Here is a 24,570-nt window from a genome sequence, read left to right on the forward strand (position 1 = left end):
CGAATGAACTCACCGGCCGCCGCGCACGGAGCGCGGGAGATGGGCGGCACCGCGCCGGACGGGGCGCTCCCGGCTGCGCCGCACTCCCCCGACTCGCGGGACGGGCAGGTCTACATCATGCCGTCCGACGTGGCCCTCGCGGTCGAGGTCGCCCTCGCGACCGGCCGGCCGCTGCTGCTGCGCGGCGAGCCCGGCTCCGGGAAGTCGTCCCTCGCGGCCTATGTGGCCCGCGAGCGGGGCTGGCGCTACTACGAGCACGTGGTGACCTCCCGGTCCAAGGCGGACGACCTGCTGTGGACGTACGACCACGTCCGCAGGCTGAGCGACGCCCAGGTCAGGGAGCCGGGCACCGATCTGGACGACCAGCGCTACGTCACCCCGGGACCGCTCTGGTGGGCCTTCGACCCGGTGTCGGCGCGCGGCGGCCAGGGCGGGCGGCCGCTGCGGCCCGACGCCTTCGCCGAGGTCAACGCGGAGCGCCCCGAACCGCATGCGGTGGTCCTCGTGGACGAGATCGACAAGGCCGATCCGGACCTCCCCAACAGTCTCCTGGTGCCGCTGGGCTCGCACCGGTTCACGGTCACGGAGACCGGGGAGACCGTCCGCAAGCGGGTGTCGGCCGAGGATCCGGAGGCTCGGAATCCCGAGGACCGGAATCCCGAGAATGAGGAACCGGAGGACGAGGAACCGGAGGCGGACGAGGAGCCGGAGGGCGGGCCGCTGCGGCATCTGGTGATCATCACGACCAACGAGGAGCGGGAGCTGCCCCAGGCGTTCCTGCGCCGCTGTGTGATCGCTTCGCTGCCGGAGCCGGACGCGGCCCGTCTGGTGGAGATCGCGGAGGCGCACTTCCGCAGCGACTACCAGGAGTTCGGCCCGGCCGACGAGGAGCTGGCGCGGGAGCTGGCGGAGGAGATCGAGCAGGCCCGCGCGGAGGCGCGGGCCCTGGCGATCCGCCCGCCGAGCACGGCGGAGTTCCTGGACGCCCTGCGGGCCTGCCGCGCGCTGGGGATCGGGGTGGCCGACGACCGCTGGCCGCTGCTGAAGAGCCTGACCCTGCTCAAGCCGCAGCAGCCCGGGGGCTGACGGATGTCCGGGGACATCTGGTTCGGCGACCTGGCCCGCGCCCTCGGGCTCGCCGCCACAGGCGACCGTGAGCGGCAGCGGACCATCGCCGCGCTGCTCGGGTTCGCCTCCCGGGGGCTGCCCGACCCGGGCCCCGGTTCCGCCGCAGCTGTCGGCGGAGAGCTGGTGGAGGCCGCCGGGGAGCAGACGACCGTACCGGTGGAAACGGAGGCCGCTCCGGACGGGCGGGAGACAGCGGACGACACCGCCGTGGCGCCGCAGGCCGGGGCGTCCGCCGGGACCGCGCCGCCCCGGCTGCTCGTCCCGGTGGCCCAGGAACCGCCGCCGGTGGCCGAGTGGCGGGCGGCCGCGCTGCCCGCCGCCCCGGCGGTCCGGGGCGCCGCGCTCCCGTACGAACCGCTGCTGGCCCGCCGGTCGTCGGCGGCGCTGGTGCAGACGGCGGTGGCCCGGGTGGTGGCCGACGGCGGGCCGGACGTCCCCCGGATCGTGCGCCGGCTGGCCCGGGGGCTCGCCCTGACCGGGGTGCCGCTGCGGCCCGTGTCCACGCTCCGGTTCGGGGTGCAGATCCTGGTGGACCTCGGGGCCGGGACGGAGCCCTTCGCCCGCGACCAGCGGGAACTGGCCGACCAGGTGCGGGCGGTCGTGGGCCGGGAGCGCACCCGGGTGCGGTACTTCGAGGACGCGCCACTGCGCGGGGCGGGCGCGGAGGCGCGCTGGTCCTGGGGCCCGTACACCCCGCCGACGCGGGGCACCCGGGTCCTGGTCCTCAGCGATCTGGGGCTCGGCGGCCCGGCACCGCATCCGCGCCGGAGCACCCGCGCGGAGTGGGAGGACTTCACCCGGCTGCTCGCGCGGGCGGGGTGCGGGGTGACGGCGTTCGTCCCCTGCCCGCCGCACCGGATCCCGGCCTGGGCGGGCGCCGCGATGGAGGTCGTGCCCTGGGACCGGCACACGACGGTCGGGCAGGTCCGGGGGCGGCTGCGCCCGCCCGGCACCTGCTGAGGCGGGCACGGCACTCACGGCGGCACGTCGGGCACAGGGGCCATGGGGGCGTCCGGGGCGCGGCGCGCGGAGCCCGTCAAAGCGGCGCGAAGGGATCGTCAGGGCGGCGTCAGGGAAGGGCGCGGGGGCTGGCGCGGCGGCCCGGGCCGGGATCGGATGACGGGGTGAACAGCGCGTGGCTCCTGCTCGACCGGCCGCCCCATCGGGCGTCGTCCGGCCGCGCGCCCCGCTGTCCGCGCATAGCCGCCGCCGTCCGCTGACGCGCACGCGGCCCGCGGACGCCGTGACCGTGACCGGTCCGGCGTTCTCCGCACCTCCCTCGCACATCCTGTACGCGCCCGACGGCGCGCCCCGACACCTTGGACCGTCCATGCCGGTATCGGCTGTTTCCGCCACTTCCTCCACCACTTCCTCCACCACTTCCACTTCCTCCGCTTCCTCCGCTTCGTCGGAATCCTCCGTCTCCTCCGACTGCTCGGCGGGGGCCACCGCCCCCCGGACCGTGCTCGTCACCGGCGCCACCTCCGGCATCGGTCTGGAGACCGCGCGGCTGCTCGCCGAGCGCGGCTCCACGGTGCTGCTGCACGGCCGCACCCCGGGCGAGGCACGGGCGGCGGCCGACCGCGTCACCGCCACCGCCGGCGTGCCGGAGCACCGGCTGCGCGCCTTCCACGCCGACTTCTCCCGCCTCGGCGAGGTCGCGGCCATGGCGCGCGCCGTGCTGGCGGAGCACCCTCGGATCGACGTCCTCGTCAACAACGCCGCCGTCGCCGCGCCGGAGCGCCGCACCCTCACCGCCGACGGCAACGAACTGACCTTTCAGGTCAACTTCCTGGCGCACTATCTGCTCACCCGGCTGCTGGAGCCGGCGCTGACCGCCGGGACGGGCGAAGCGGGCGGGCCGGGCGGCCGGGTGGTGCACGTCTCCTCCTCGCTGCACCGCACCGGCTCCATCCCGTGGGGCGACCCCCAGCGCGCCCGCCGCTACTCCCGGCTGGCCGCCTACGCACAGTCGCAGCTGGCGCTCACCGTGTTCGCGGGCGACCGGCGCGTCCCGGCCGTCTCCGTGCACCCGGGCATCTGCGCCACCCGGCTGCTGCCCCTCTACGCCCATCGCGGGGCCTCCCCCGCCGAGGGCGCCGAACATGTCGTACGGCTGTGCGACCCGGCGGCCGGGATCGCCCCCGGCGCGTACTACGACCGCGACCGGCGGGTGGAGCCCGCGCCGGGTGCCGCCGGGGAGCGCGCCCTGCGGCGGCTGACCGGGCTCGCCGACGCGCTGGTCGGCCACACCGCCTAAAGCACCGCCCCCTTCGGGGGGCGGTCCCTCCGAGGGGCGTCCGCCGTCCCGGCCCCGGGTAATTTCCGTTCGCACACGCACGAGACGCGCCACGTTCACATTCCGCTGGTCTCCCGTGCACACCCGCCGGGCATCACCCTCACGCCCGGACATCTCCGGCGGGCGGGCCGGACCCCCAGGACACAGGATCACCGATCTCGGAGGAGCCCATGCGAAGGAACGTCACAGCCCTGTTCACGTCCCTCGTCGCCGCGGCGGCGGTCCTCGCGGGGGCGGGCGCGGCCCATGCCGCGCCCCCTCGGACGGCGCCCGAGCGGCCGCCGGGCACGCCGGAGCAGCTCCGGCACCGGCCGGTCGCACCCCCCGCCATAGACGGTGGGGCGTGGCAATCCGGCCATCTCCAGGGCACGGCCATCGACCGGCGGGCCGGGTTCATGTACTTCTCGTTCACCAATTTGCTGGTGAAGACCGATCTGGGTGGCACGCCCGTCGGCTCCGTCACCGGCTTCACCGGCCACCTCGGGGACCTGGACTTCAACAGATCCGACGGCCGGGTCTACGCCTCGCTGGAGTACAAGGCCGCGAAGGCGTTCTATGTCGCGATCTTCGACGCGGACGAGATCACCCGGATGAACATGGACGCCGCGACCACCGGAGTGGTGTCCACGGTCCATCTGCGGGAGGTGGTCGAGGACTACACCGCCGACATGAACGGCGACGGGAAGTTCGACGGGAACACCGGCAACACCCCGGACCACCGGTACGGGTGCAGCGGCATCGACGGCATCGCGTTCGGCCCCGCTTTCGGCCGCCATGGCCGGCAGCGGCTGACGATCGCGTACGGCGTCTACTCGAACACCACCCGGGCCGACAACGACCACCAGGTGCTGCTCCAGTACGACGTGCGGCGCTGGCGCAAGTACGAGCGGCCGCTCACCGAGAGCGACCCGCACACCAGCGGGCCCCTGCACCACGACGGCAAGTTCTTCGCGTACACCGGCAACACCACGTACGGGGTGCAGAACCTGGAGTACGACGCCGACAGCGGCAACTGGCTGATGGCCGTCTACAAGGGGAAGAAGCGGACCTTCCCGAACTACTCGCTGTTCGTGGTGGACGGCTCCGAGCGCCCCTCGTGGGGGCTGCTGCGGGGGCAGGCGCGGCCCGAGTACGGCCGGCTGCTCACCCTGCTGCCGGAGGGTCTGCACCACGAGCCCACCGGGTTGTACGGCTTCGAGTCCGCCGGTCAGTACGGGCTGATCTCCCTGGACGACGGGCGTTTCTACGTGGCCCGGGCGGGCACGGCCGAGTCGGACGGGATCGTCCGGCAGACCGGCCGGGCGGTGCTGCACGACTGGACGGGGCTGACGCCCGACCCGTTCACGCCGCTGCCGCCGCGCTGAGCCGGGGCCGGGGGCCCGGGCGGGCGCGGCGCTGTCCCGCAGCGCGGCGTGGTCCGCCGGTCCGGTGGTCACCGGCCGACGGCGGGTGGTGCGGTGTCGTCGCGGCCGGCCGTCAGTCAGCGGTCCTCGTCGTGGTCCTCGTCGCGGCCCTCGTCGCGGCCCGGCCGAGCGCGGTCTCCAGACAGGCGAGGACGGAGGTGCAGTCACGGAGCAGGGCCGGGGCGTCGGCGGCGGTGAGGAAGAAGATTCCGAGCCAGTTGGCGGCCCCGGCGGCCGGATCGTAGACCGGGGCCGGCCGGCCCGGCGGGAGGTCGAAGGCGGCGACCGCTTCGATGGCGCTGCCCGGGGAGAGGATCCCCGTCCAGTCGATGGACCGGGGCGCCCAGGCGGGCCGGGTGCGCCAGGGGGTGCCCGTGGCGTCGGCGGGCGCGGCGACGAGGGAGGCCGCCGCGCCCGTGCCCTCGGTGAGCATCCGTTCGGGGTAGTCGGCCCGTTCGCCCAGCAGTTCCCGTACGAGCAGGGCGATCGGGTCGATCCCGAAGACCTCCTCCACCGTCCGGGTGATCATCACGCCGCCGAAGCGGGCGGCGGTCTCGATGACGGCGAGCCGGCCGCCGGCGCAGAGCTTCAGTTCGGTGTGGGTGCCGCAGGTGTCCAGGCCCAGGGTGTCGACGGCACGCCGGGACACCTCCTCGATCTCCCGTTGCAGCGCCTCCGGGAGCACGCAGGGCGCGGTGCTCGCGACCTCGTTGAACGGGGGGATGGTGGGCAGCCGGGCCGTGATGCACAGCGGGTGGTAGACGCCGCCGGCGACGATTCCCTCGACGCTGACGTAGTCGCCGTGACCGGGCCGGTCGTACCAGTCCTCCGCCGCGCCGGAGACGATCTCCTCGACGATGACGGCCCGGTCCGCCCCGGTCTCGTACAGCTCGCTCATGCGGATCTCACGGCCCTTGTCCAGGGCCTGTTCCAGCCGGGTCCAGGCGCCGTCGGCCTCGTCGGGCGCGTGCAGCACCAGCTGGGCGATGGATCCGGCGCTCCACGCGGCCTTGAGGAGCAGCGGCGGGGTGAGGTCGGTGAGCGCGGCGCGCAGTTCGGCCGCCGAGCCGACGCGGCGGAAGGCCGGTACGGGGACGCCGGCGGCGGCCCAGACCTCCCGCATGAGGCGTTTGTCCCGGGCGCGTTCGGCGGCGGCCGGGCCGGCGCCGCGCAGCCCGAGCCGGTCGGCGGCGTGCGCCACGGCGAGGACGGCGAACTCGGAGAGGGTGACGACGGCGTCGGCCCCGATGTGCTTGGCGACGCGGACGATCTCGTCGGTGACGGCGTCGCCGGCGGTGGGTGCGTCGGCGCCCGGCAACGCGGGCGCGGGGACCGGGGCGGTGGCGGTGGCGGTGGCTGGGGCGGACGCAGGCGCGGGGACGGCCTCGGTGACGGAGGCGCAGTACGGCCGCCAGACGTCGGCGGCCGCCGTCGGCAGCGGCATCAGCGCCAGCACGTGCAGTTCGCCGCAGGCGGCGATGCGCGGGAAGGCGTACTCCAGGGCGGTGCCGCCCTTGGCGTACACGTACAGGATCCGGCTCACGCGACGTTCTCCTTCTTCGGGGTGGGCCGTCCGCCGGACGGGCCGCGCGGGGTTCGGCGCACCAGATGGACCAGGACCGCGAGCACGCCCATGAGCGCGACGGTGCACACGGCGACGAGGGTGAGGAACTCGTGCATCGCGCCCCGGGCGAGGAAGCCGCCCAGGGCCCAGATGACCAGGGCGCACACGGCCCGGTCGGCAAGCGATTCCGTGGAGAGGAGGGTGGCCCGGTGGCGGGCGCCGGGGATGGCCCGGTTGACGACCTGCCGCTGGATGGGGAAGACCAGTCCGGCGGCGAGGGAGAAGACGCACAGCAGGACCGCGGTGCCGGTGAGTCCGGCGGGGACGAGCAGGGCGAGCGAGAGCGCCATCACGACGGTCAGCGCGAACACGGACCGGACCTCGCCGAACCGCCGCAGCCAGCCCGAGCGGGCGGCCCCGGCGAGTTCGAAGAGGGTGGTGACCGCCATCATCAGGCCGAAGGCAGCGAGCGGCAGTTCCTTTTCGGTCAGGATCGGCTGGAACAGGTTGGCCTGGCCGATCCGAACGAGGGTGAAGACGGCGACGCCCTGGGCCATCAGCAGGACGAGGACCGGGGAGCGGCCCAGCGTGCGGAAGGCTTCCAGCTGGTCCCGGGCGGACCAGGCGGACTTCTCCCGGCTCTCCTCGTGGTCGTCCTCGCCGCCGGGGAGGGCGGGGAGCCGCAGCGCCAGGACCACGGCCACCGCGCAGCAGAGCGCGGAGAGCACGTACGGGGAGGGTGCGTGCCACTGCATCAGGACACCGGCGGCCGGAAGACACACGATGCGGCCGGTGAGGGCGTAGGCGCGGCCGCTGCCCTCGGCCTGCTGGTAGGCGCCGGCCGCGCCGCTGCGCTGGAGGTACTCGTACAGATAGGCGCTGCCCGCGCCGGAGACCAGCGAGTTGGCGAGGGCCACGAGCAGGAAGTGGGTCAGGAAGCCGCTGTACGAGGTCCAGAGCGCCGGGAGCAGGTTGGCGACGGCGAGCAGAGCGGCCCCCGCCTGGAGGAAGCGCCGGTGGTCGAAGCGGTCGGCGAGCGCCCCGGTGGGCAGTTCCAGCAGGCAGAAGGCGAGGTAGTAGAGGCTCTGGATCTGGAAGATCTCCGCGTCGCCGAGCCCGCTGTCGCGCTGGTAGACGTAGAAGACCGGCAGCCACCAGAGCAGTCCGGTGAAGAGTTTGAATCCGTTGTGGGCGCGGATGACCCGCCGGACGGCGGGTGGCGGCGGGGGTGTGGCGGGGGCGGTGGTCATGCGGTGGACCGCACCCGGTAGGGGCGGATCTGGAGCAGCTGGATCACGTCGCCGTGCAGGGCCCATTCGATGTCGACGGGTGTCTCGTAGAGGTAGTCGGGCGAGAAGTGGGACTGGAGCAGCCGGCCGATCAGGGCGAGCCGGCCGAGGGCCGTTCTGCCGCGGGCGTCGAGGTCGTCTGCGGCGGAGCCGAGGGAGAGGGTCCGGCCGCCGCCCTCGACGGTGTTGTAGAGGTGCTGGAGGGGGGCCGCGACCCCGTCGACGACGTCGGCGACGGAGCCGGTGGAGATGTTCGCGTACACGTTGCGGAAGTCCCGGGCGTCCAGGGGGTTGCAGGTGACGAGCACGCCGCCGAGGGGGACGTCGACCTCCTCCTGGACGATGACGCCCATGTACGAGTCCTCCAGGCTGATGCCGGCCTCGTCGCGGAGGCGGACGCTGCGGGCGGAGACCACGGAGGCCCAGACCTCGCGGACGGCGTCGGCGATGGCGTCGGTGGTGCGGGCGTCCGGGATCGAGGCGTAGACGCCGGCGGCGGAGAAGCCCGCCAGGTCCTCGGCGTTGGACGAGCTGCGGACGACGAAGCGGGCGACGCCGGAGAGGTGGGTGACGACGGCCTCGTCGATCTGGTCGCGGATGTCGTCGGGGAGCCGGGTGGTGGTGATGAGGTACTGGAGTTCGGCGCAGATGGCGTCCAGGGGTCCGGCGCCGACTTCGAGGGCCATTTTCAGCCGGCCGATGGTCTGCTGGATCCGGGGGGAGGACTCCAGGAAGCGGCGTTGCAGCGAGAACGGCAGCGCGATGCCCCGGGGCACCCGGACATGGGCGCGGACCAGGCGGTGGGCGGCAGCGGAGAGCGCCGCGTCGTCGGCGGGGCCGTGGACGCCGAGGAGGGCGGCGAGGTGGTCGAGGAGGTCGGCGCGGGGCGGCCGGGGCACCCGGTAGAAGCCGAGCCAGCGGCGGGAGCCGCCGTCCACGACGCCGAGGAGTTCACCGATGTTGGCGGCCTTGGTGCCGTAGCGGTAGTGGTCGCCGCCGCGGAGCCGGGACAGCTCCACGATGGGGGCGGTGTCGGTCTCCGGGCGTTCCATGGTGACGGTCTCGCCGGACCAGGGCCGCCCGGTGTCCAGGTCGGCGGGCTCCTCGGCCGCTTCGACGCGGACGGCGGTCGCGGACGTGGCGACTTCGTACCGCACCCACCGACCGTTCAGTCCCAACCGGTCGAGGCGGTCCAGGATGTCGGTCTGGATGGCGTTGGGGATGCCCCAGCCGGTGGCGAGGACGTTGGTGTGGGAGAGCGGGGTGGTGTGCTCGGCGTTGATCAGCCCGGAGATCCGGGGGATGTCGTCGGGGACGCGCGGCATGACGACGATGTCGTGCCAGCGGAGGGTGTCGGCGGCGGAGCGGTAGGCGGCCTCGGTACGGAAGACGCGCAGCCGGCCGTAGCCGACACCGGGGTGGAGGGGGACGTACGCGCCCTGGGAGAACAGTTCATGGGCGAGGAGCCGGGGCAGCTCGTCGGCGGGGACGGCCGCGACGGACGTCTCCTGGAGGTGGTTGGCCGGTTTGAGGTAGAGCGGGAGTCCCGGGTCGATGTGCGCGCGGACCTGCTGGTGGAAGGTGCGCAGCATGTCGCCGGTCATGGTGTCGGCCTCGACCGTCTCCAGGGAGAGCAGGGCGCTGCCGCGGACATCGCCGTCGCCGTTGCCCTCGCCGTCGCCGTCGCCGTCGCCGTCCTCGCGCCGGTGCAGGGCGAGGAGTCCCAGGTAGAAGCGGCGGTCGGGGCGGATGTAGACGTCGTGGTTGAAGGAGTCGATGTCGCTCAGGAGGCGGTCGACGGGGGTGGCGAGGATGCGCTCGCCGATGTAGTGCACATGGAGCGGGTTGGCGGTGCTGTCGATGAGGTGGAAGGTGGATTCGGCGAGGTCCAGGACGACCTTGACGAAGGGGTAGCCCGCGAGGTTGCCGGCGATGCGGGTGAAGCCCTCGGCGGTCAGGGGGAGTTCGACGCCTTCGGGGGCGACGACGGTCCGGAACGGGGCCGCCGCGGCCTTCGGGGGCGTCGGGGGTGTCGACGCCGTCGGGGGCGTCGAGGGCGTTGCGGTTGCCGGGGTCTTCGGGGGCGTCGGGGCCCGGTCGACGGCGTTCACCACGGACGATCACCGGCCTTCGGGGCGGGGCGCGGGGCGGCCGCGCGGACGGGGGTGTCGATGCGCACTGCGTACTCCCGTTCACAGGGGGAGAGGGGCGTGGGTGGTCACCGGCGCCCGTGGACCGGCCGCGTCACGGCAGCACGCCGCACCGCCCGCGGGGTGCGCGGGCGGAGCGGCGTGATCCGGGAGTGACGCGTGTGCCGATACGGAAGGGACATCGGTGTCACGGGTTCATGGAAGACAGCGACGCCTGTGCGGGCCTAAAGGCACTCGCGGAGGGGGCGGGGCGGGGGCGGTACGCGAGGAGGCGTGAGGGCGGGGCAGGGAGGGGCAGGGCGGCCCAGGGTTACTCGGTGGGCTCCGTGCGGGCCGCGGGCAGCCGCGTGGCGCCCGGACCCCGCTCGGCGAGGCTGTCCTGCGGATTGAGCACCCGGCAGCGCTGGAGCGAGAGGCAGCCGCAGCCGATACAGCCGGTGATCTCCCGCTCCAGTTGCTCGATCTCGCGCCGCCGCGCCTCCAGCAGGGCCCGCCAGCGGCGGGAGATCCGCTCCCAGTCCCGCTTGGCCGGCATCCGGTCGTCGGGCAGCGTCCGGAAGACCTCGGCGACCTCGGCGAGCGGAATGCCCATCCGCTTGGCGACCTGGATCAGGGAGACGCGGCGCAGCACATGGCGGCGGTAGCGGCGCTGGTTCCCGGCCGTGCGCTCGGACCGGATCAGGCCCTGCTGCTCGTAGTAGTGCAGGGCGGAGACGGCGACTCCGGTCCGGCGGGCGACCTCGCCGACGGCGATCAGATCGGACGGAGTGATCTTTTCCATGTCCCCTTGGTCCCCGGCCGACTTGAGATTTCAGCGTAACCCACCGCAACCCGCCAGGACGTGATCCCCCGAGGAACACATCCGGGCCGCCGCCCGGCCCCGGCGGAGCCCTTCCGCCGGACGCGGCCCCGGCGCTCTTCCCGTGCGCGGGGCCCCTTCGTACCGTTCCTCCTCACCGGTGGCGGCGTTCGGCCGCGACGAGGGGAGAGACGGATGAGTGAGAAGAGCAGGAGGCGGGTACTGGGGGCCGCCGTCCTCGCGGGCGGTGGCGCGGTACTGCCCCCGGGCACGGCGCGAGCGGCTCCCGGCGATATCCCGCCGGCCGACCGGGACGCGCCGCGCGTGACGCCCGGCGACCCCCGGTACGGCCATCTCGTCGGCCGTGGCGCGAACCGGTTCCGCGGCACCCCGGACGAGGTCCGCCCGGCCCTGACGACACGGCAGGTCGTGCGGGCGGTCCAGGAGGCGGTCGACGCGGGGCGGCGGCCCGCCGTCCGCAGCGGCGGCCACTGCTTCGAGGACTTCGTCGACCATCCCCGGGTACGGACGCTCATCGACCTCTCCCGGATGCGCGATGTGGCGTACGACCCGCAGCGCCACGCCTTCGCGGTGGAGCCCGGGGCCACCCTGGAGGAGGTCTACCGGCTGCTCCACCTCGGCTGGGGTGTCACCGTCCCGGGCGGCTACTGCCCGGACGTGGGCGTCGGCGGCCATGTCCCCGGCGGCGGGTACGGTCCGCTGTGCCGTCTGCACGGGCTGGTGTCGGACCATCTGTACGCGGTCGAGGTCGTCGTGGTCGACCGCGCGGGCCGGGCCCGGAGTGTGGTGGCCACCCGCGAGCCCGGCGATCCCCGCCGGGAGTTGTGGTGGGCCCACACCGGCGGCGGGGGCGGCGGCTTCGGGGTGGTGACCCGTTACTGGTTCCGCTCCCCTGGCACCACCGCCGCCACTCCTCCGGAGCGGCTGCTGCCCGTCCCCCCGGCGACCGCGCTGACGTTCCGGGCGGGCTGGGATTGGCGGGATCTGGACGAGGCCGCCTTCGTGCGGCTGGCCGACAACTACGGGCGGTGGGCCGAACGCAACAGCGCCCCCGGCTCCCCCGCCGCCGCGCTCTACGCCGAACTCTCCCTCTCCCGGCCCGTGGGCGGCGGCCCCAGCCTCTTCGGCCAGGTGACGGCGGCGGGCCCGGCGGCCGGACGGCTGCTCGACGACCTCATCGGCGCGCTCGGCGCGGGCACGGCCCGCCCCGCCTCCTTCTCCTCCCGGGAGGAACCCTGGCTGACGGCCACCCTGCGCGGCTCCGGCGAGAACGCCGTGGGCGACTGGCGGCTGAAAATCAAGTCGGCGCAGCTGCGGCGGCGGTTCACCGCGCGGCAGCTCGCCGCCGTCCACCGCCATCTCACCCGTACCGACACCGACGCCTACGGCAGCCTCACCCTCAACACCTACGGTGGCCGGGTCAACGCGCTCGCACCGGGGGCGACCGCGACGGCCCGGCGTGACGCGGTGCTCAAGGCGGTCTTTCTGGCCGGGTGGCACGATCCGGGCCACGACGCCGCCCATCTCGCCTGGATCCGGGAGTTCTACCGGGACGTGTACGCGGACACCGGCGGCGTCCCGGCACCCGGCGGCTCCGGTGACACGGGCGAGGGCGGGGCGTTCATCAACTATCCCGACGCCGACCTCGCCGACCCGGAGCTGAACACCTCCGGCACCGACTGGCAGACCCTGTACTTCGGGGACAACGCGGCCCGGCTGCGGCGGGTGAAGGCCCGGTGGGACCCGCTCGACGTCTTCCGGCACGACCTCACCGTGCCGCCGGACTGAGCCGCGGTACGGGTACGGGGCGCCCCGCACCCGTACCCGTACCGTTCCCTGACGGCCCTGTAGGCCTGTACGGTGCGGCCACCGGCAGCGGTCAGAGCGTGCGGGCGAACTCGTCGGTCAGCCGCCGTACCCCGCCCGCCCGGAACGCGTCCAGCATCCGGTCCGCCGGGGTCTCCCGCCGTGCCAGCCGGTCGAACAGCGGCTCCAGGAAGACCTCCTCCCCGGCGCCCCTGCCGCGCAGCCCGTCACGGGCCAGCTCCAGGAGGTCGCGCACGCGCCGGAGGGACCGCTCGTCCTCGGCCGCGAGGCCGTGCCGCCCGGCCCGCGGCCACAGCGCCCGCCACTCGCCCCAGGGAACCCGCCGCAGCAGCTCCTCGGCCGCGTCCAGCCGTTCCACCACGCCGAGGGTGAGCGCCGCCGCCACGCCTTCCTCCCCCTGCGGCGCCACCCCGCAGGTGCGGTTCTCGACATAGCAGTTGACGGCGTGGTCCCCGAAGTACTCCCCCATCGAGCCCTCGCGCAGCGCGGCACGCACCCCGTCGACGTCGGTCCGGTCGTCGAACCCGTAGTGCAGCTTGGCGGCGGGCCACCCGTACTGGTGGATCCGGTCGAGCATGTCCCGTTCCGGACTGATGCTCGTCTCCGTGCCGTCGACCCACCGGGCCGGTACGGGCTCCGGAGCGAGCAGGAAGTCACGGAAGGAGAGGTTCCCGGCGATTTCGCAGCCCCGGCTCTTGAGATGGGTGAGGAAGTACACGCGGGAGTCCCAGAAGTGCTCCAGATACGCCCCGGCGTCGGCGTAGGGCCGTGGCGGGATCCCGTTGGAGGTGTAGCGCGCCTCGCGGGCGGGTACTCGGGAGGCCCGTTCGTACCAGATCCAGTTCCGGGTCTCCTTCCACGGCTGGACGACTCCCCGGGCGACCGGTGAGCACACCGTCAGAGCGGTGAAGATCCCGGCGAGCCCGCTCAGCACATTGACCACCCGGGCCGCCTCACCGGGCGTGACGTCGACCGAGACCTGGTGGGAGGCGAGCGGGACGAACCAGTGGTGGTAGTGCCAGCGGCGGGCCAGCAGCAGATACCAGTCCTTCTGGGTCTTGCGGTGGGGGTCGGTCCAGGTCCAGGGCTGGATGCCCGCGCACAGCAGCGCGTACCCCCGGTCCGCCAGGAGTTCCTGGACGTCCCGCAGCACCGGGGCGGCGGCCGCGAGCGCCTCGCCGACGGTGTCGCGGGGCGCGAGCGACACCTCGACCGTGCAGACGCCGGTGTCGGTGTTCACGGACTCCTCGAAACCGCCGCTGACCCGCCGCAGCCCGCTGACCACCCCGCTGACCGTCTCCACCACCGGCGACCAGGAGCCGTCCCGCGCCGCCAGCGCGGGCCACAGCTCCCGGGCCCCGTCCCGGTCGAGCCCTCTGCCCGTCGCCGACTCCACGACGGGGAATTCGAGTTCGAGACCGACACGCCGCCGCGACACGACCATGAGAGAGCCCCTTCGTCCGCTGTCCGCTGTCCGTTCTTCGCTGTCCGTGGTCCCTGTGCCTGTGTCCCGCGACTTCGTGATTCGTGGTTCCGTGGACCGACTCGACGACCGGTGCGGGACACCGCGTGGGGCCCCTGCGCGGGGGTCGGTCCGGGGTCACCCCGCCCCCGTGGACGGCCCGGCCGGCAGGACGGGATTTTGGATGGTAACCCTCTGATCTACAGTGCCCAGGTCAGTATCCGTCGCCCCTGGTGATCTGAGAAGGAACCACGGACCATGCCGACTGAAACGTTCGAGTTTCAGGTGGAAGCTCGCCAGCTTCTCCAGTTGATGATCCACTCGATTTACTCGAACAAGGATGTGTTCCTGCGGGAACTCGTCTCCAACGCCTCCGACGCACTCGACAAACTGCGTCTCGAAGCACTCCGCGACGACACGCTCGGCGCGGATGTGTCCGACCTCCACATCGAGATCCTCCCCGACCCGGAGGCGCGCACGCTGACCGTGCGCGACAACGGTATCGGCATGTCGCACGAGGAAGTGGTGCGACTCATCGGCACCATCGCCAACTCGGGCACGGCAGCCTTCCTGAAGGAGCTGCGCGAAGCCGGTGACGGCGCCACCGCCGAGGGCCTGATCGGCCAGTTCGGCGTCGGTTTCTACGCCGGCTTCATGGTGGCCGAGGAGATCACGCTGCTGACCCGGCGCGCCGGCGAGGAGCGGGGCACCCGCTGGACCTCGACCGGCGAGGGCACGTACACGATCGAGTCCGTCGACGGCGCCGACGCCCCGCAGGGCACCTCGGTGACGCTGCGGCTGAAGCCCGAGGACGCCGAGGACCGGCTGTACGACTACACCTCCCCGTGGAAGATCAGGGAGATCGTCAAGCGGTACTCGGACTTCATCACCTGGCCCATCCGGATGACGCCGCAGGCACCCGCTCCGGCCGGGAACGACCCGGAGGACGGACCCGGACCCGGGGGCGAACCCGGGGACGGCTCCGGCACGGCGGACGGGGAGGCGCCGGAGGCCGGGGCGGTGCCCGAGCCCGAGGTGCTGAACTCGATGAAGGCACTGTGGGCCCGGCCGCGCAGCGAGGTCTCGGACGACGAGTACCACGAGCTGTACAAGCACATCAGCCATGACTGGAAAAACCCCCTGGAGACCATCCGGCTCCAGGCGGAGGGCACCTTCGAGTACCAGGCGCTGCTGTTCATCCCGTCCCAGGCGCCCCGGGACCTCTTCCAGCAGGGCCACAAGCGCGGCGTCCAGCTCTATGTGAAGCGCGTCTTCATCATGGACGACTGCGAGGCCCTGCTGCCGTCGTACCTGCGCTTCGTCAAGGGCGTGGTGGACGCGCAGGACCTGTCCCTGAACGTGTCGCGGGAGATCCTCCAGCAGGACCGCCAGATCCAGCTGATGCACCGGCGGCTGGCGAAAAAGGTGCTGTCGACGGTCAAGGAGATGCTGACCGGGGCGCCCGAGCGGTACGCCTCCTTCTGGCAGGAGTTCGGCCGGGTCCTCAAGGAGGGGCTGCTCGGCGACTTCGAGAACCGCGACGCCATCCTCGGGGTCTGTTCGTTCGCGACGACCCACGACGCGGAGCAGCCCACCACGCTGGCGCAGTACGTGGAGCGCATGGGCGAGGACCAGGAGCACATCTACTACCTCACCGGCGAGTCCCGGCAGGCCGTCGAGAACTCGCCGCACATGGAGGCGTTCCGGGAGCGGGGCATCGAGGTGCTGCTGCTGACCGACCCGGTGGACGAGGTGTGGGTCGACACGGTGCCCGAGTTCGACGGCAAGCAGCTGCGGTCGGTGGCCAAGGGCGATGTCGACCTCGGTGCCGGGGACGGGGACGGGAAGGAGTCCGGCGAGGACCGGGAGAAGCGGCGCGAGGAGTACGCGGCGCTGCTGGCCTGGATGTCGGAGCACCTGGCCGACCAGGTCAAGGAGGTCCGGCTCTCCTCCCGGCTGACCGTCTCGCCCGCCTGTGTCGTCTCGGACGCGGGCGATGTGACCCCGGCGCTCCAGAACATGTACCGCGCCATGGGGCAGGAGCTGCCCGAGGTCAAGCGGATCCTGGAGCTCAACCCGGGGCACGCGCTGGTCAGCGGGATGCGGCGGGCGCACGCGGAGCACACGGAGGGCAAGGAGAGCACGGAGGCCGCGGAGGGCACAGACGGCGCCGATGGTTCCGGCTCCGGCTCCGGTCTCGGCGAGACGGCCGAGTTGCTGTACGGGATGGCGCTGCTGGCGGAGGGCGGGGAGCTGAGCGACCCGTCGCGGTTCGTCCGGCTGGTGGCCGACCGGCTGGAGCGCACGCTGTAGCGCGCGTCGGGCCCCGGAGTACCAGTTCTGGTCCCGGGGCCCGTCCCAGTTCCGGTTCCGGTTCCGCCTCGTTAGGTCGGGGCGGAGCCGGAGCCGGAGCGGAACGGGAAGAACCGGCTCAGGCGGCTTCGCGGCGCCGGATGTCGTCCCCCGACGGCAGCAGTTCGGTGATCAGCTCCCAGACCCGGCGGGGAGCCACCCGCCGCAGCCGCAGCGCGCTGTCCGGGCCGACCTGCCCCTCGCGGACGGGCTCGGCGGGCAGCTCCCGGTGCCAGAGGCCGAGCGGTCCGCAGTCCCAGACGGCGAGGCCGTGGCTGACCAGGGCGGGGCTGCCGTCGTCGTGGCCCTGCCAGGCGGCGGTGATCCGCCAGCTGGAGCGCAGACCCGCGAGCAGATCGGCGAAGAGCGCCTGCTCGGGGCCGTCCGGGGCGCCGGCGCCCCGCAGTGCGGTGCGGATGTGCTCGCGGTCGCCGGCGGCGGAGCCGATGGCCGGAAGCGAGTCCAGGGCCGCGAGCCCGGCGTCGAGCACACCGACCGTGGCATCGAGGACCCCGGCCCCGGCGGCGTCGGCGGTGACCTCCTCCTGGCGGAGGTTCACCATGTGGGCGAGCGCCCAGACCAGCATCTTGGGCTCGACGGGTACGTACTCCGCCTCCGTCGCGCCGGGCCAGAACTCGTGGGAGTAGACGTGGTTCTCCCCGATGACCATGCCGTGGTGGAGCTGGCCCTGCCGGCCCGCCGTCTCCACGGAGAGCATGACCACCGGGTTGAGCAGGGTCTCGATGAGCGGCCGGAGCAGAACGGAGAGGGCGCCCGACTCCTCGATCAGGCCGCTGGCGCGCAGTTCGTCGCGCGCGCCGGTCAGCTCGGGGGCGACCGGCTCCCCGGTGGCCAGCTGGGTGAGGGCGAAGACATGGTCGCCCCCGAGCCTCAAGCGGGACCGGGCGATGTCGTACGAAGGCATTTCTACTCGCTTTGTCGTGGCGGCGGGTTGTCGTGGCGGGGGGCCGGGCGGCGGCTGCGGCCGGTTTTCGCCGGTGGGTCGGGTCGGGTCGGTCCGGTCAGGATTTCGCCTCCATGGTCAGGTTGACGGCCCGGGAGACCCCGGCGCGGACGGCCCCGCCGCGGGTGAGGGTGGAGCGGTCGACCCCGGCGAAGAGGACCGCGAGAGAGATGTCCGCGGCGACGGCGCGGCCGGTGACGTGGACGGTGAGCCGCCGCCCGCGGCCCCGGCCCGACTCCCCTGCCCGGATCGTGACCCCCGGGTCCTCGTCGTCGGGTTCACGGGTCAGGACATAGCTCCTGCCGCCGTCGGCGGTGAGCCGGTAGCGGTCCCCGGCGAGCCGGAGATGGAGCGCCCGCGCGCCCCGGGTCACCCCGAGGCGGTTGCGGCTCAGCGTCACCAGGGCGTCCCCGACCCGGCAGGTGGCACCGTTCAGGGTCGGCATCTCCACGACGGCGGTGTGCATCCCGCGCGACGCGAAGCTGGCGGTGGGGATCAGTCCGCCGCGCACCTCGGCGGTGACGGTCTCCCCGTGGACGCGTTCCACCGGGTATTCCACCGTGATGGCGCCGAACTCCGGCGAGGTGCCCGTCCAGCCGGAACGGGGCCGTTCCTGCTTCTTCTTCTCCCGCCAGTGGTCGAGTACGAAGACGTCGGCGGCGGTGTGCATGGCTCTCCCTCTGTGCCTCTGCCGCCCTGCGGGGGCGGCGGCGCCGATGGTGGGTTCACAGTGGTACCTCGGGGTATCTAGGCCGTCTCTTACGGATCTTGCTGGGGCTCGCGTGCCCTGGCACCGCACCTCGCCGCGTTGTCGTCAATCGCCAATGCTCCGCAGTGGCTCAATCCTCCGCCTTGCGATGCACGGCACCAGACCCCGCTCCCTGACCCAGCCTGATCCGTAAGAAACGACCTAGTCGAACGGATTGAGCGCGCTGCCGACCTTCTTCGCTCCGTCGGCTATCCCCTCGGTGACCTTCTTGGCCCCGTCGGCGATGCCGTCACCGATCTTCTCGGCCTGGTTGCCGACCCACTCCTTGGCCTCCTTGGCGCCCTTCTCGATGTCCTCCCAGTTGTCCCAGACCAGCGCGGCCCCGTAGACGACACCGGTGCCGATGGCCAGTCCGGCGGTGATGGGGTTGGGGGCCACCGTCAGGGCCGTCATCGAGGCGCTGAACGCCGTACCGCTCAGATCCGAAGCGAACTTGGCGGGATCCGCCTTGATCTGGGCACTGTCGTACGTGGCGAGGTTGGCGATGCCGTAGCCGGTGGCCATCACACCGCCGACGACACCGGCGCCGCGCAGCCAGCCCGCCGCCTTGGCCGCGTTGGCCATGCCGCCCTTCTGTGCGACCTTCAGCAGATTGGCCTCGCCCGCCGTGGGCATGTAGAAGCGGCCGTTGCGCATGTAGCCGGCGAGCATCGCGGCCTCGTCGGAGCCGGTGAGCGCCCGGACCGCGCCCGGCGGGATCTTGCTCAGCATGCTGCCGGGGACGGCCCCGTTCAGCCGCATGTTGATGCGTTCGGTGAAGAACGTCCCCGGCGCGGTGATGATCTTGTCGGACTTGAGGTACGTGAACAGCTTGAACGAGGAGCCCAGGGTGCCGCCGGTGGCCGCGGCGAACGCGCCTGCGGTCATGGTGCCCTCCGCGTACGCGGCCCACAGCTTGCCGAGCCGCTCGCTGCCGGTGAGCCGGGTGACGCCTTCGCGCTGGAGCCGCAGAAGGTAGTCGTCCAGGGTCTCGTCGCCCCGCATCGCCAGCGAGGCGAGTTCCAGACGTTCCTTCTTCTGTGCGTCGTCGGCCTTGGCGACGGCGTCGGCGCCGCCGTTGAAGCCGGTGCCCGGGGTGCCGTCGTTCTTGCCGCCGGTGCCGTCCTTGACGACGGCCTCCAGGTCCTTCTTGAGGTCCTGGTCGGCCTCGTCGACCAGCTTGACGCACTGGGTCAGATAGTCGCGCCAGGACTGCTCGTCCGTTTTGACCTTGGCCATCCGGGTGGCGTCCTGCTCCAGGTCGGTGCGCTCCTGGGCCGTCAGACGGTCCCAGTCGAAGGCGACATTGCCCTGCTCGGACACCTTCATCCCGGCCTTGACCGCGTCGGCCCGACCGGATTCCAGCTGCTTCTTCAACTCGGTGAACTGCTGGTGGGCGTTACGCAGCAGGGTGGCGGTGGCCTTGGCCTGCGTCTGGGCGGCCTGGTACTCGTAGCGGGTGGCGGCGAAGGCGGTCCCGGCCGCGTTCGCGCTCCCGCCGACCCAGTCCGGGCCCGTGGTGATCTTCTGGACGCTGTCCTTGTAGCGCTGTTCGACCTTGTGGAACTCGCCCGCCATGTCCTGCCATTTGTCGGCGGCGGTGGCGAGGCTGCTCAGATCGATCGTCATGACATCGTGGTACGTCAGCACATCGGTTCCCTCGTGGCGGCATCCCGGCGCGGCCGGCGGGCGCGCCCCGGCGCGGTCGGCTCGCCCCGGTCTCGTACGTCTGGGTGTGGCAGGCCCGGTCCGCGGTCCGGCCCCTGTTCTGACACGCGTTCCCGTGACGCGTCACCCGTCGCCCACTACGCGTCGCGCGTCGCGCGGGACAGGTTGTGCGTCGTGGGTCGCGCGTTCTAGTACGTGTCGAAGTTCGACCTGACGCTGTTGATGCGGCCGCGCTGCCCCATGTCGGTGGTGGTGAGGGTGGTGGACGCGGCCCGCAGGGCGCCCTTCTCCGACGCCAGCCGCGCGTTCAACGTCTTCACCTGCTTCTCCCAGGTTTCCTGCACGGTCTTCAGACCGGCCGCCGTGGCCCAGCCCGTGAAGCCGGAAACGGCCTTCCCCGTGGCGGCGTCGGCGACATCGCCGGCCTTCCTGGTGCCCGGTTCCAGCTCCGTCTCGATGGTGCGGGCGGCGGCCGACTTCTGCGCCGGGGTGGAGACGAGATCCGGGGCACCGCCACCCGGACCGGGACCGTCGGGGACACCATTCAGCCTGGTCGACGTGGCAGCGGCTGCGTCGGCGCCCGCCTCCCGGTCCAGGGCCCCCGCCCCGGTACCGGCCCAGTGCTGTTCGAAAGCCATCCCTGTGTCCTCCCCGTTGTCGCTGGTGAGGGCGGTTGCGGCGTGGACTCCCGCAGCTGCCCGGCGGATCGTCGGGGCCCGCTCGGCGTGCCGCCCTCCCGATGCCGTGACCGAGAGTTTAAACGGATCATATGAGCCAGGGGCCACCGCGCCGACTGGGGGATGTGGAGAAAACGTGGTAGAGGGCCGGGATTTGTGCAGGTGTCGCCCGCTCCCCACCGGGGCGGCCCCACCGGAGCGGCCCGGGGCGGGTGCTCAGGGCAGGCGGGTGGCGTGGGTGACGCGGTCGACGCGGTAGTAGTCGGCGACGCACCCGGCGGGCCAGGAACCGTGCTTGCCGAACGGCTCGCCCATCCCGGCCACCGAGGTGGGGGTGTACGGGAGTACCCGGTCGCCGGCGGCCGCGCGGTCCCGCATCCACCGGTCCTGCCGGTCCCACTGCCCCGCCCGCACCCGCATGTCCTCCCCCAGCCGCACGAGGGAGAGGGCGAGCGCCGCGCAGACCACGACGACCGCCGCCGCGCAGATCCCGCGCGCCGCGCGGACCGCGCCGACGGACCGGACCCGGCGCCCGACGGCCCGCCCGATGAGCGCTCCCGCGCAGGTGAGCAGGGCGACATAGAGAAGGAGGAAGTCGTTCCACGCCCGGGTCACGACCACGATCCCGTCCCCGAACACGGGGTAGGCGACGAGCGTGCAGAGATACCCGGAGACCAGGAAGGCGACCACGCCCGTACCGGCGAGCAGGGCCGTGGACCGGCGCCCCCGGACGTACGGCGGCGAGGCTCCGGGACGCGTGCGGACGACCAGCCCCGCCAGCGCCCCGACGGCCACCGCGCCGAGGTACTGCCAGCTCGTGACCAGCGTCTGCACGATCTGCGCGAACGCGGTCAGGGAGCCGGTCAGCGATTCGGGCGCGAAGACGGTCAGGCCCTCCGCGCCGTAGCGTTCCCGCCGGGTCCTGGAGCCGGGGGAGGTCACCAGGACGAGCAGTCCGGCGACCGTGCCCGCGATCCCCGCCAGACACCAGGCCCGCGCGTACGCACGCCGGCGCCCGGCCAGGAGCAGATGCCCGAGCGGGAGCGCGCAGCCGAGCACGACGAGCGCGACGACCGAGGACTCCTCGGAGAGCGTGCCCAGGGCTGCCCCCGTGAGGAACGCCGTGGCCAGAGCCGCGATCCTGCCGCCCCGGGAACGGGCCCGCAGCAGCGGCACGAGCGCCGCGCAGGCCAGCACGGGCGCCAGCGTGTGGGAGACCGAGGAGGCGGGCCAGTAGAACGTCTTGTACGTGTTGGGGGAGCCGAGGAGGAACAGGGCGGTGACGGTGGCCGCCAGGAGCGCCGGGAGGCCGCGCGGTACCACCAGGGGCCGGCCGGCGGGCACGGCGGCGGCGACCGCCCACACGACACCCGCCATCATCACGCCGGTGACCAGGGCGTACCACTGATGTCCGGCGATGTCGAACCGCGCGTACGCCCCGGTGAGCGCGGCGTTGACGACCCGTCCGTTGTCCCGGAGGTAGAACTTGTCGACCAGGCCGACGACGCCCTCGTCCCGCACGAACGGCAGGAAGCACCAGTCGTCCGCTCCGGGGCGGACATGGCGGCCCAGCCACAGCGCGGCGCCCAGCAGTCCCAGCGGCAGCAGCGCGAGGGCGGCGGCCGGGTGCACCCGCCGGCGGCCGGGCGGGGCCGGCGGATGGCCGCCGTCGGCCGTCCCGGGGGCGGTCGCCGTGGCCGGGACGGTGGTCGCTTCGGCGGGGGCGCGTTCGGCGAGTTGGACGACGGTCATGTCTGCTGCTGCTCCCCGTGTCTGCTGCGGTCCCCTGCTGCCCGGTGCTCCGCGTCCGCTGCGGCCCTTTGTCACCGGTGCTCCGGTACACCGCTCTCGGGTGCGCCGTTCCCGGTACGCGGATCCCCGGTGCACGGTGCTCCGGTGCACGGTGCTCCGGTACGTGGTCCACCGCCGCTGCATGCGTCCCGCCGCTGCCGCCGGAGCGCCATCGGCCACCCACAGTAGGGACGTTCCCGGTCGTCTCCGGGCGGGACAGGCACGGCGCGGTCAACTCCGGATACGGCTTCACTCCCCCGGCGGACAGCGGCGTCCCGCCCGGACCGGCCCCGGGGGCTCGGTCCCGGGGGCTCGGTCATACGGGTTCCAGCCATACATGTTCAGCCGTAGGGGTGCAGGGTGACCGGCAGGCCGTCCTTGGGCACGGGCAGGGTGGACATGTCCAGATCCCAGGTGTACCCGGCGGGCACCGACCAGCGGTGGGCGCGGAGCAGCCGGTGCATGACGGCCTTGACCTGAAGGTCGGCGAAGTGCAGACCGATGCACTTGTGGACGCCGCCGCCGAAGGGGAACCAGGCGTACGGGTGGGTGATCGCGGAGCGCCGGTCCGGGGAGAAGCGTTCCGGGTCGAACCGCTCCGGGTCGGGCCAGTAGTCGGCCAGCCGGTGGTTGCTGAAGGTGGTGACGGAGACCAGGGTTCCGGCGGGAATGTGGTGGCCGAGAACGGAGGTGTCGCGCACCGCGATACGCGGAAGCAGGGGTACGGGAGGGCACAGCCGCAGCGACTCCCGCAGCACGAGGTCGAGCGTCGGCAGGGACTCCAGTGCGGCACTGTCGACGGGCCCGGCGCCGAGGCTCCGCGACTCCTCGCGGCAGCGCTCCTGCCACTCCGGATGGCGGGCCAGGTAGTACGCCATGGTGGTCAGCGCGATGGTGGAGGTGTCGTGCGCGGCCATCAGTACGAAGATCATGTGGTTGACGACGTCCGCGTCGGTGAACCGTTCGCCGTCCTCGGAGCGGGCGGCGCAGAGCACGGAGAAGAGGTCGTCGCCGCCCTGCGCGCGCTTGGCGGGGATATGGCCGGCGAAGAAGTCGACCAGGGCGGCGCGGGCCCGGAGGCCACGGCTCCAGCGGAGGCCGGGGACCGGGAAGCGGACGACGGCGAGCCCGGCGCGTACCGCGTCCACGAAGGCACGCTCGACGCGGCGGGTCTCGCGGCGGTCGAGTTCGAGTCCGAGGAAGACGTCGATCGCCATGTCGAGGGTGAGGCGCCGGAAGAGCGGCAGCATGCGGCGGCGCCCCGGCCGCCAGTCGGCGACGGTGTGTCCGGCCCCGGCGTCGATGCGTCGCAGATAGGCCGCGAGCCGGTCGCGGGTGAACGCCTGCTGCATGATCCGCCGGTGCCTGAGGTGTTCCTCGAAGTCCAGCAGCATGATGCCGCGTTCGAAGAACGGGCCGATGAAGAAGTTCCAGGCGGGCCCGGAAGCGAACGCCTTCTCCCGGTTGCCGAGGACCACCTGGGCGGCGTCGGGGCCCTGGACGGAGACCATGGGGCGGCCGAGGAAGTTCCCCCAGGAGACAGGGCCGTGCCGGTCGTAGCGGCGGCGGTAGTGCCCCACCGGGTCGCGGATGGTCTGGAGCGCGTAACCGAGGTAGGGCAGCCCGGGGTCGCCCGGCACCGGGGCCAGGCCGCTGTGCGCGGGAGCGGGGGCCAGGAAGGTGGTGGCGCGATCGGCCAAAGCGGGTCCTCCGGTCGATTTCCGGTCACGGCAGGTGACAGCGGGACGGCGGTCACAGGGGGATGGACGTGCCGTGCGGGGGGGGGCACGCCCGGTCGCGTCGGTCGACTGCGGACAGTCGGTTCCGGACGGTCAGTTCCGGATGGTCGGTTTCAGACGGTCGGTCGGTTCCGGACAGTCAATTCCGGATGGTCGGTTCCGGATGGTCGGCTGCGGACAGTCGGTTCCGGACAGTCGATTCCCGACCGCACCTGGTGACGGTCGGCTCCGGACCGCTCCGGTGACGGTCCGGAACCCGACCGTACGCGTCCCGGTGCACACTCCAGGCCGGAATGACTTGCTCCGTATCTCCTCCGGGTGTGCTGCGGGTGCCGACCGGAGCCGGGGTGTCCGGTACATGTCCGCCGGGAGGGCGGACGGTCGCGGAGTTACGGGAGCCGACAGCACCCGGCGGCGGACCGGAACCGGTGTCCCGTGTCCGGCGCCGGAGGTGCCATGGCGGCCCGCTCCGGCACCGGGACGCACCGTGGCCGGGGCCGGCGCGGACCCGGCGAACGGCCGCAGGGTCCGCGCCTCAGGTCACGGGTGGACCGTGGTCCGGGCGGCCGGCGCAGCGGCGCAGGGGACGGCTTCCCGGGCGCCCGGGTGACCGGGGATGTGACCGGCCGGCGTGCCGCGTCCGTACAGCCGCGCGTGGCCGCCGACATGGGCGAGGACGTCCGCCCGGC

Annotated in this window: 17 protein-coding genes; 6 read left to right on the forward strand and 11 right to left on the reverse strand. The window is 73.1% G+C overall.

The genetic code is table 11. The annotated features are described in order from the left end of the window. The first annotated feature begins 3 nt into the window (after nucleotides 1-3). The 4 genes from SYYSPA8_RS14110 to SYYSPA8_RS14125 all read left to right on the forward strand — a co-directional run bounded on the left by SYYSPA8_RS14110 (nucleotide 4) and on the right by SYYSPA8_RS14125 (nucleotide 4,791). Nucleotides 4-1,086 (forward strand): AAA family ATPase, encoded by a 1,083-nt coding sequence (locus tag SYYSPA8_RS14110; protein WP_323447485.1) that lies wholly within the window; start codon nucleotides 4-6, stop codon nucleotides 1,084-1,086. Between the two features lie 3 nt (nucleotides 1,087-1,089). Beyond that, entirely contained in the window at nucleotides 1,090-2,088 is a 999-nt protein-coding gene (locus SYYSPA8_RS14115) for a hypothetical protein (RefSeq protein WP_323447486.1), read from the forward strand. A gap of 502 nt (nucleotides 2,089-2,590) precedes the next feature. After that, nucleotides 2,591-3,388, forward strand: coding sequence for an SDR family NAD(P)-dependent oxidoreductase (locus tag SYYSPA8_RS14120; RefSeq protein WP_323447487.1), 798 nt, complete (start codon nucleotides 2,591-2,593; stop codon nucleotides 3,386-3,388). A gap of 209 nt (nucleotides 3,389-3,597) precedes the next feature. Further along, nucleotides 3,598-4,791, forward strand: a complete 1,194-nt coding sequence (locus SYYSPA8_RS14125; protein WP_323447488.1) for a hypothetical protein — start codon at nucleotides 3,598-3,600, stop codon at nucleotides 4,789-4,791. Between the two features lie 112 nt (nucleotides 4,792-4,903). On the opposite strand, the gene SYYSPA8_RS14130 is transcribed toward SYYSPA8_RS14125, so the two are convergent. The 4 genes from SYYSPA8_RS14130 to soxR form a co-directional block, all read right to left on the reverse strand. Beyond that, a complete protein-coding gene (locus SYYSPA8_RS14130; RefSeq protein WP_323447489.1) occupies nucleotides 4,904-6,373 on the reverse strand; it encodes an ATP-grasp domain-containing protein in 1,470 nt (489 codons plus the stop codon). Then, entirely contained in the window at nucleotides 6,370-7,644 is a 1,275-nt protein-coding gene (locus SYYSPA8_RS14135) for an MFS transporter (RefSeq protein WP_323447490.1), read from the reverse strand. The genes SYYSPA8_RS14130 and SYYSPA8_RS14135 overlap by 4 nt, the downstream gene beginning before the upstream one ends. Next, a complete protein-coding gene (locus SYYSPA8_RS14140) occupies nucleotides 7,641-9,797 on the reverse strand; it encodes a PEP/pyruvate-binding domain-containing protein (RefSeq protein WP_323447491.1) in 2,157 nt (718 codons plus the stop codon). Before SYYSPA8_RS14140 ends, SYYSPA8_RS14135 begins: the two co-directional genes overlap by 4 nt. A 346-nt stretch (nucleotides 9,798-10,143) precedes the next feature. Then, nucleotides 10,144-10,614 (reverse strand): redox-sensitive transcriptional activator SoxR, encoded by a 471-nt coding sequence (soxR, locus tag SYYSPA8_RS14145; protein ID WP_323447492.1) that lies wholly within the window; start codon nucleotides 10,612-10,614, stop codon nucleotides 10,144-10,146. 213 nt (nucleotides 10,615-10,827) lie between these two features. Between soxR and SYYSPA8_RS14150 the strand changes: the two genes are divergently transcribed. Then, complete coding sequence (locus SYYSPA8_RS14150) at nucleotides 10,828-12,441, forward strand: FAD-binding oxidoreductase (protein WP_323447493.1); 1,614 nt, start codon at nucleotides 10,828-10,830, stop codon at nucleotides 12,439-12,441. Between the two features lie 91 nt (nucleotides 12,442-12,532). Here the strand turns inward: SYYSPA8_RS14150 and SYYSPA8_RS14155 are convergent, their stop codons facing one another. Then, nucleotides 12,533-13,924 carry a glutamate-cysteine ligase family protein gene (locus SYYSPA8_RS14155; RefSeq protein WP_323447494.1) on the reverse strand — a complete coding sequence of 464 codons (1,392 nt, stop codon included), beginning with the start codon at nucleotides 13,922-13,924 and terminating at the stop codon, nucleotides 12,533-12,535. Nucleotides 13,925-14,200: 276 nt separating this feature from the next. Here SYYSPA8_RS14155 and htpG point away from each other — a divergent pair, with 276 nt between their 5' ends. Beyond that, nucleotides 14,201-16,255: a molecular chaperone HtpG gene (htpG, locus tag SYYSPA8_RS14160; RefSeq protein WP_323447495.1), complete on the forward strand. Its 2,055-nt coding sequence runs from the start codon at nucleotides 14,201-14,203 to the stop codon at nucleotides 16,253-16,255. A gap of 118 nt (nucleotides 16,256-16,373) precedes the next feature. Here htpG and SYYSPA8_RS14165 read toward each other — a convergent pair whose 3' ends face one another. The 6 genes from SYYSPA8_RS14165 to SYYSPA8_RS14190 form a co-directional block, all read right to left on the reverse strand. After that, complete coding sequence (locus SYYSPA8_RS14165) at nucleotides 16,374-17,219, reverse strand: histidine kinase (RefSeq protein ID WP_323447496.1); 846 nt, start codon at nucleotides 17,217-17,219, stop codon at nucleotides 16,374-16,376. A gap of 97 nt (nucleotides 17,220-17,316) precedes the next feature. Beyond that, nucleotides 17,317-17,928: a hypothetical protein gene (locus SYYSPA8_RS14170; protein ID WP_323447497.1), complete on the reverse strand. Its 612-nt coding sequence runs from the start codon at nucleotides 17,926-17,928 to the stop codon at nucleotides 17,317-17,319. Between the two features lie 240 nt (nucleotides 17,929-18,168). Continuing rightward, a complete protein-coding gene (locus tag SYYSPA8_RS14175) occupies nucleotides 18,169-19,635 on the reverse strand; it encodes a hypothetical protein (RefSeq protein ID WP_323447498.1) in 1,467 nt (488 codons plus the stop codon). A 227-nt stretch (nucleotides 19,636-19,862) separates the two neighbouring features. After that, nucleotides 19,863-20,312, reverse strand: a complete 450-nt coding sequence (locus tag SYYSPA8_RS14180) for a hypothetical protein (protein ID WP_323447499.1) — start codon at nucleotides 20,310-20,312, stop codon at nucleotides 19,863-19,865. A 255-nt stretch (nucleotides 20,313-20,567) separates the two neighbouring features. Further along, nucleotides 20,568-22,103, reverse strand: a complete 1,536-nt coding sequence (locus SYYSPA8_RS14185) for a DUF6056 family protein (protein ID WP_323447500.1) — start codon at nucleotides 22,101-22,103, stop codon at nucleotides 20,568-20,570. A gap of 380 nt (nucleotides 22,104-22,483) precedes the next feature. After that, nucleotides 22,484-23,842 carry a cytochrome P450 gene (locus tag SYYSPA8_RS14190; protein ID WP_323447501.1) on the reverse strand — a complete coding sequence of 453 codons (1,359 nt, stop codon included), beginning with the start codon at nucleotides 23,840-23,842 and terminating at the stop codon, nucleotides 22,484-22,486. Between the last annotated feature and the right edge of the window lie 728 nt (nucleotides 23,843-24,570).

The organism is Streptomyces yaizuensis, from assembly GCF_034961445.1.
Classification (GTDB): domain Bacteria; phylum Actinomycetota; class Actinomycetes; order Streptomycetales; family Streptomycetaceae; genus Streptomyces; species Streptomyces yaizuensis.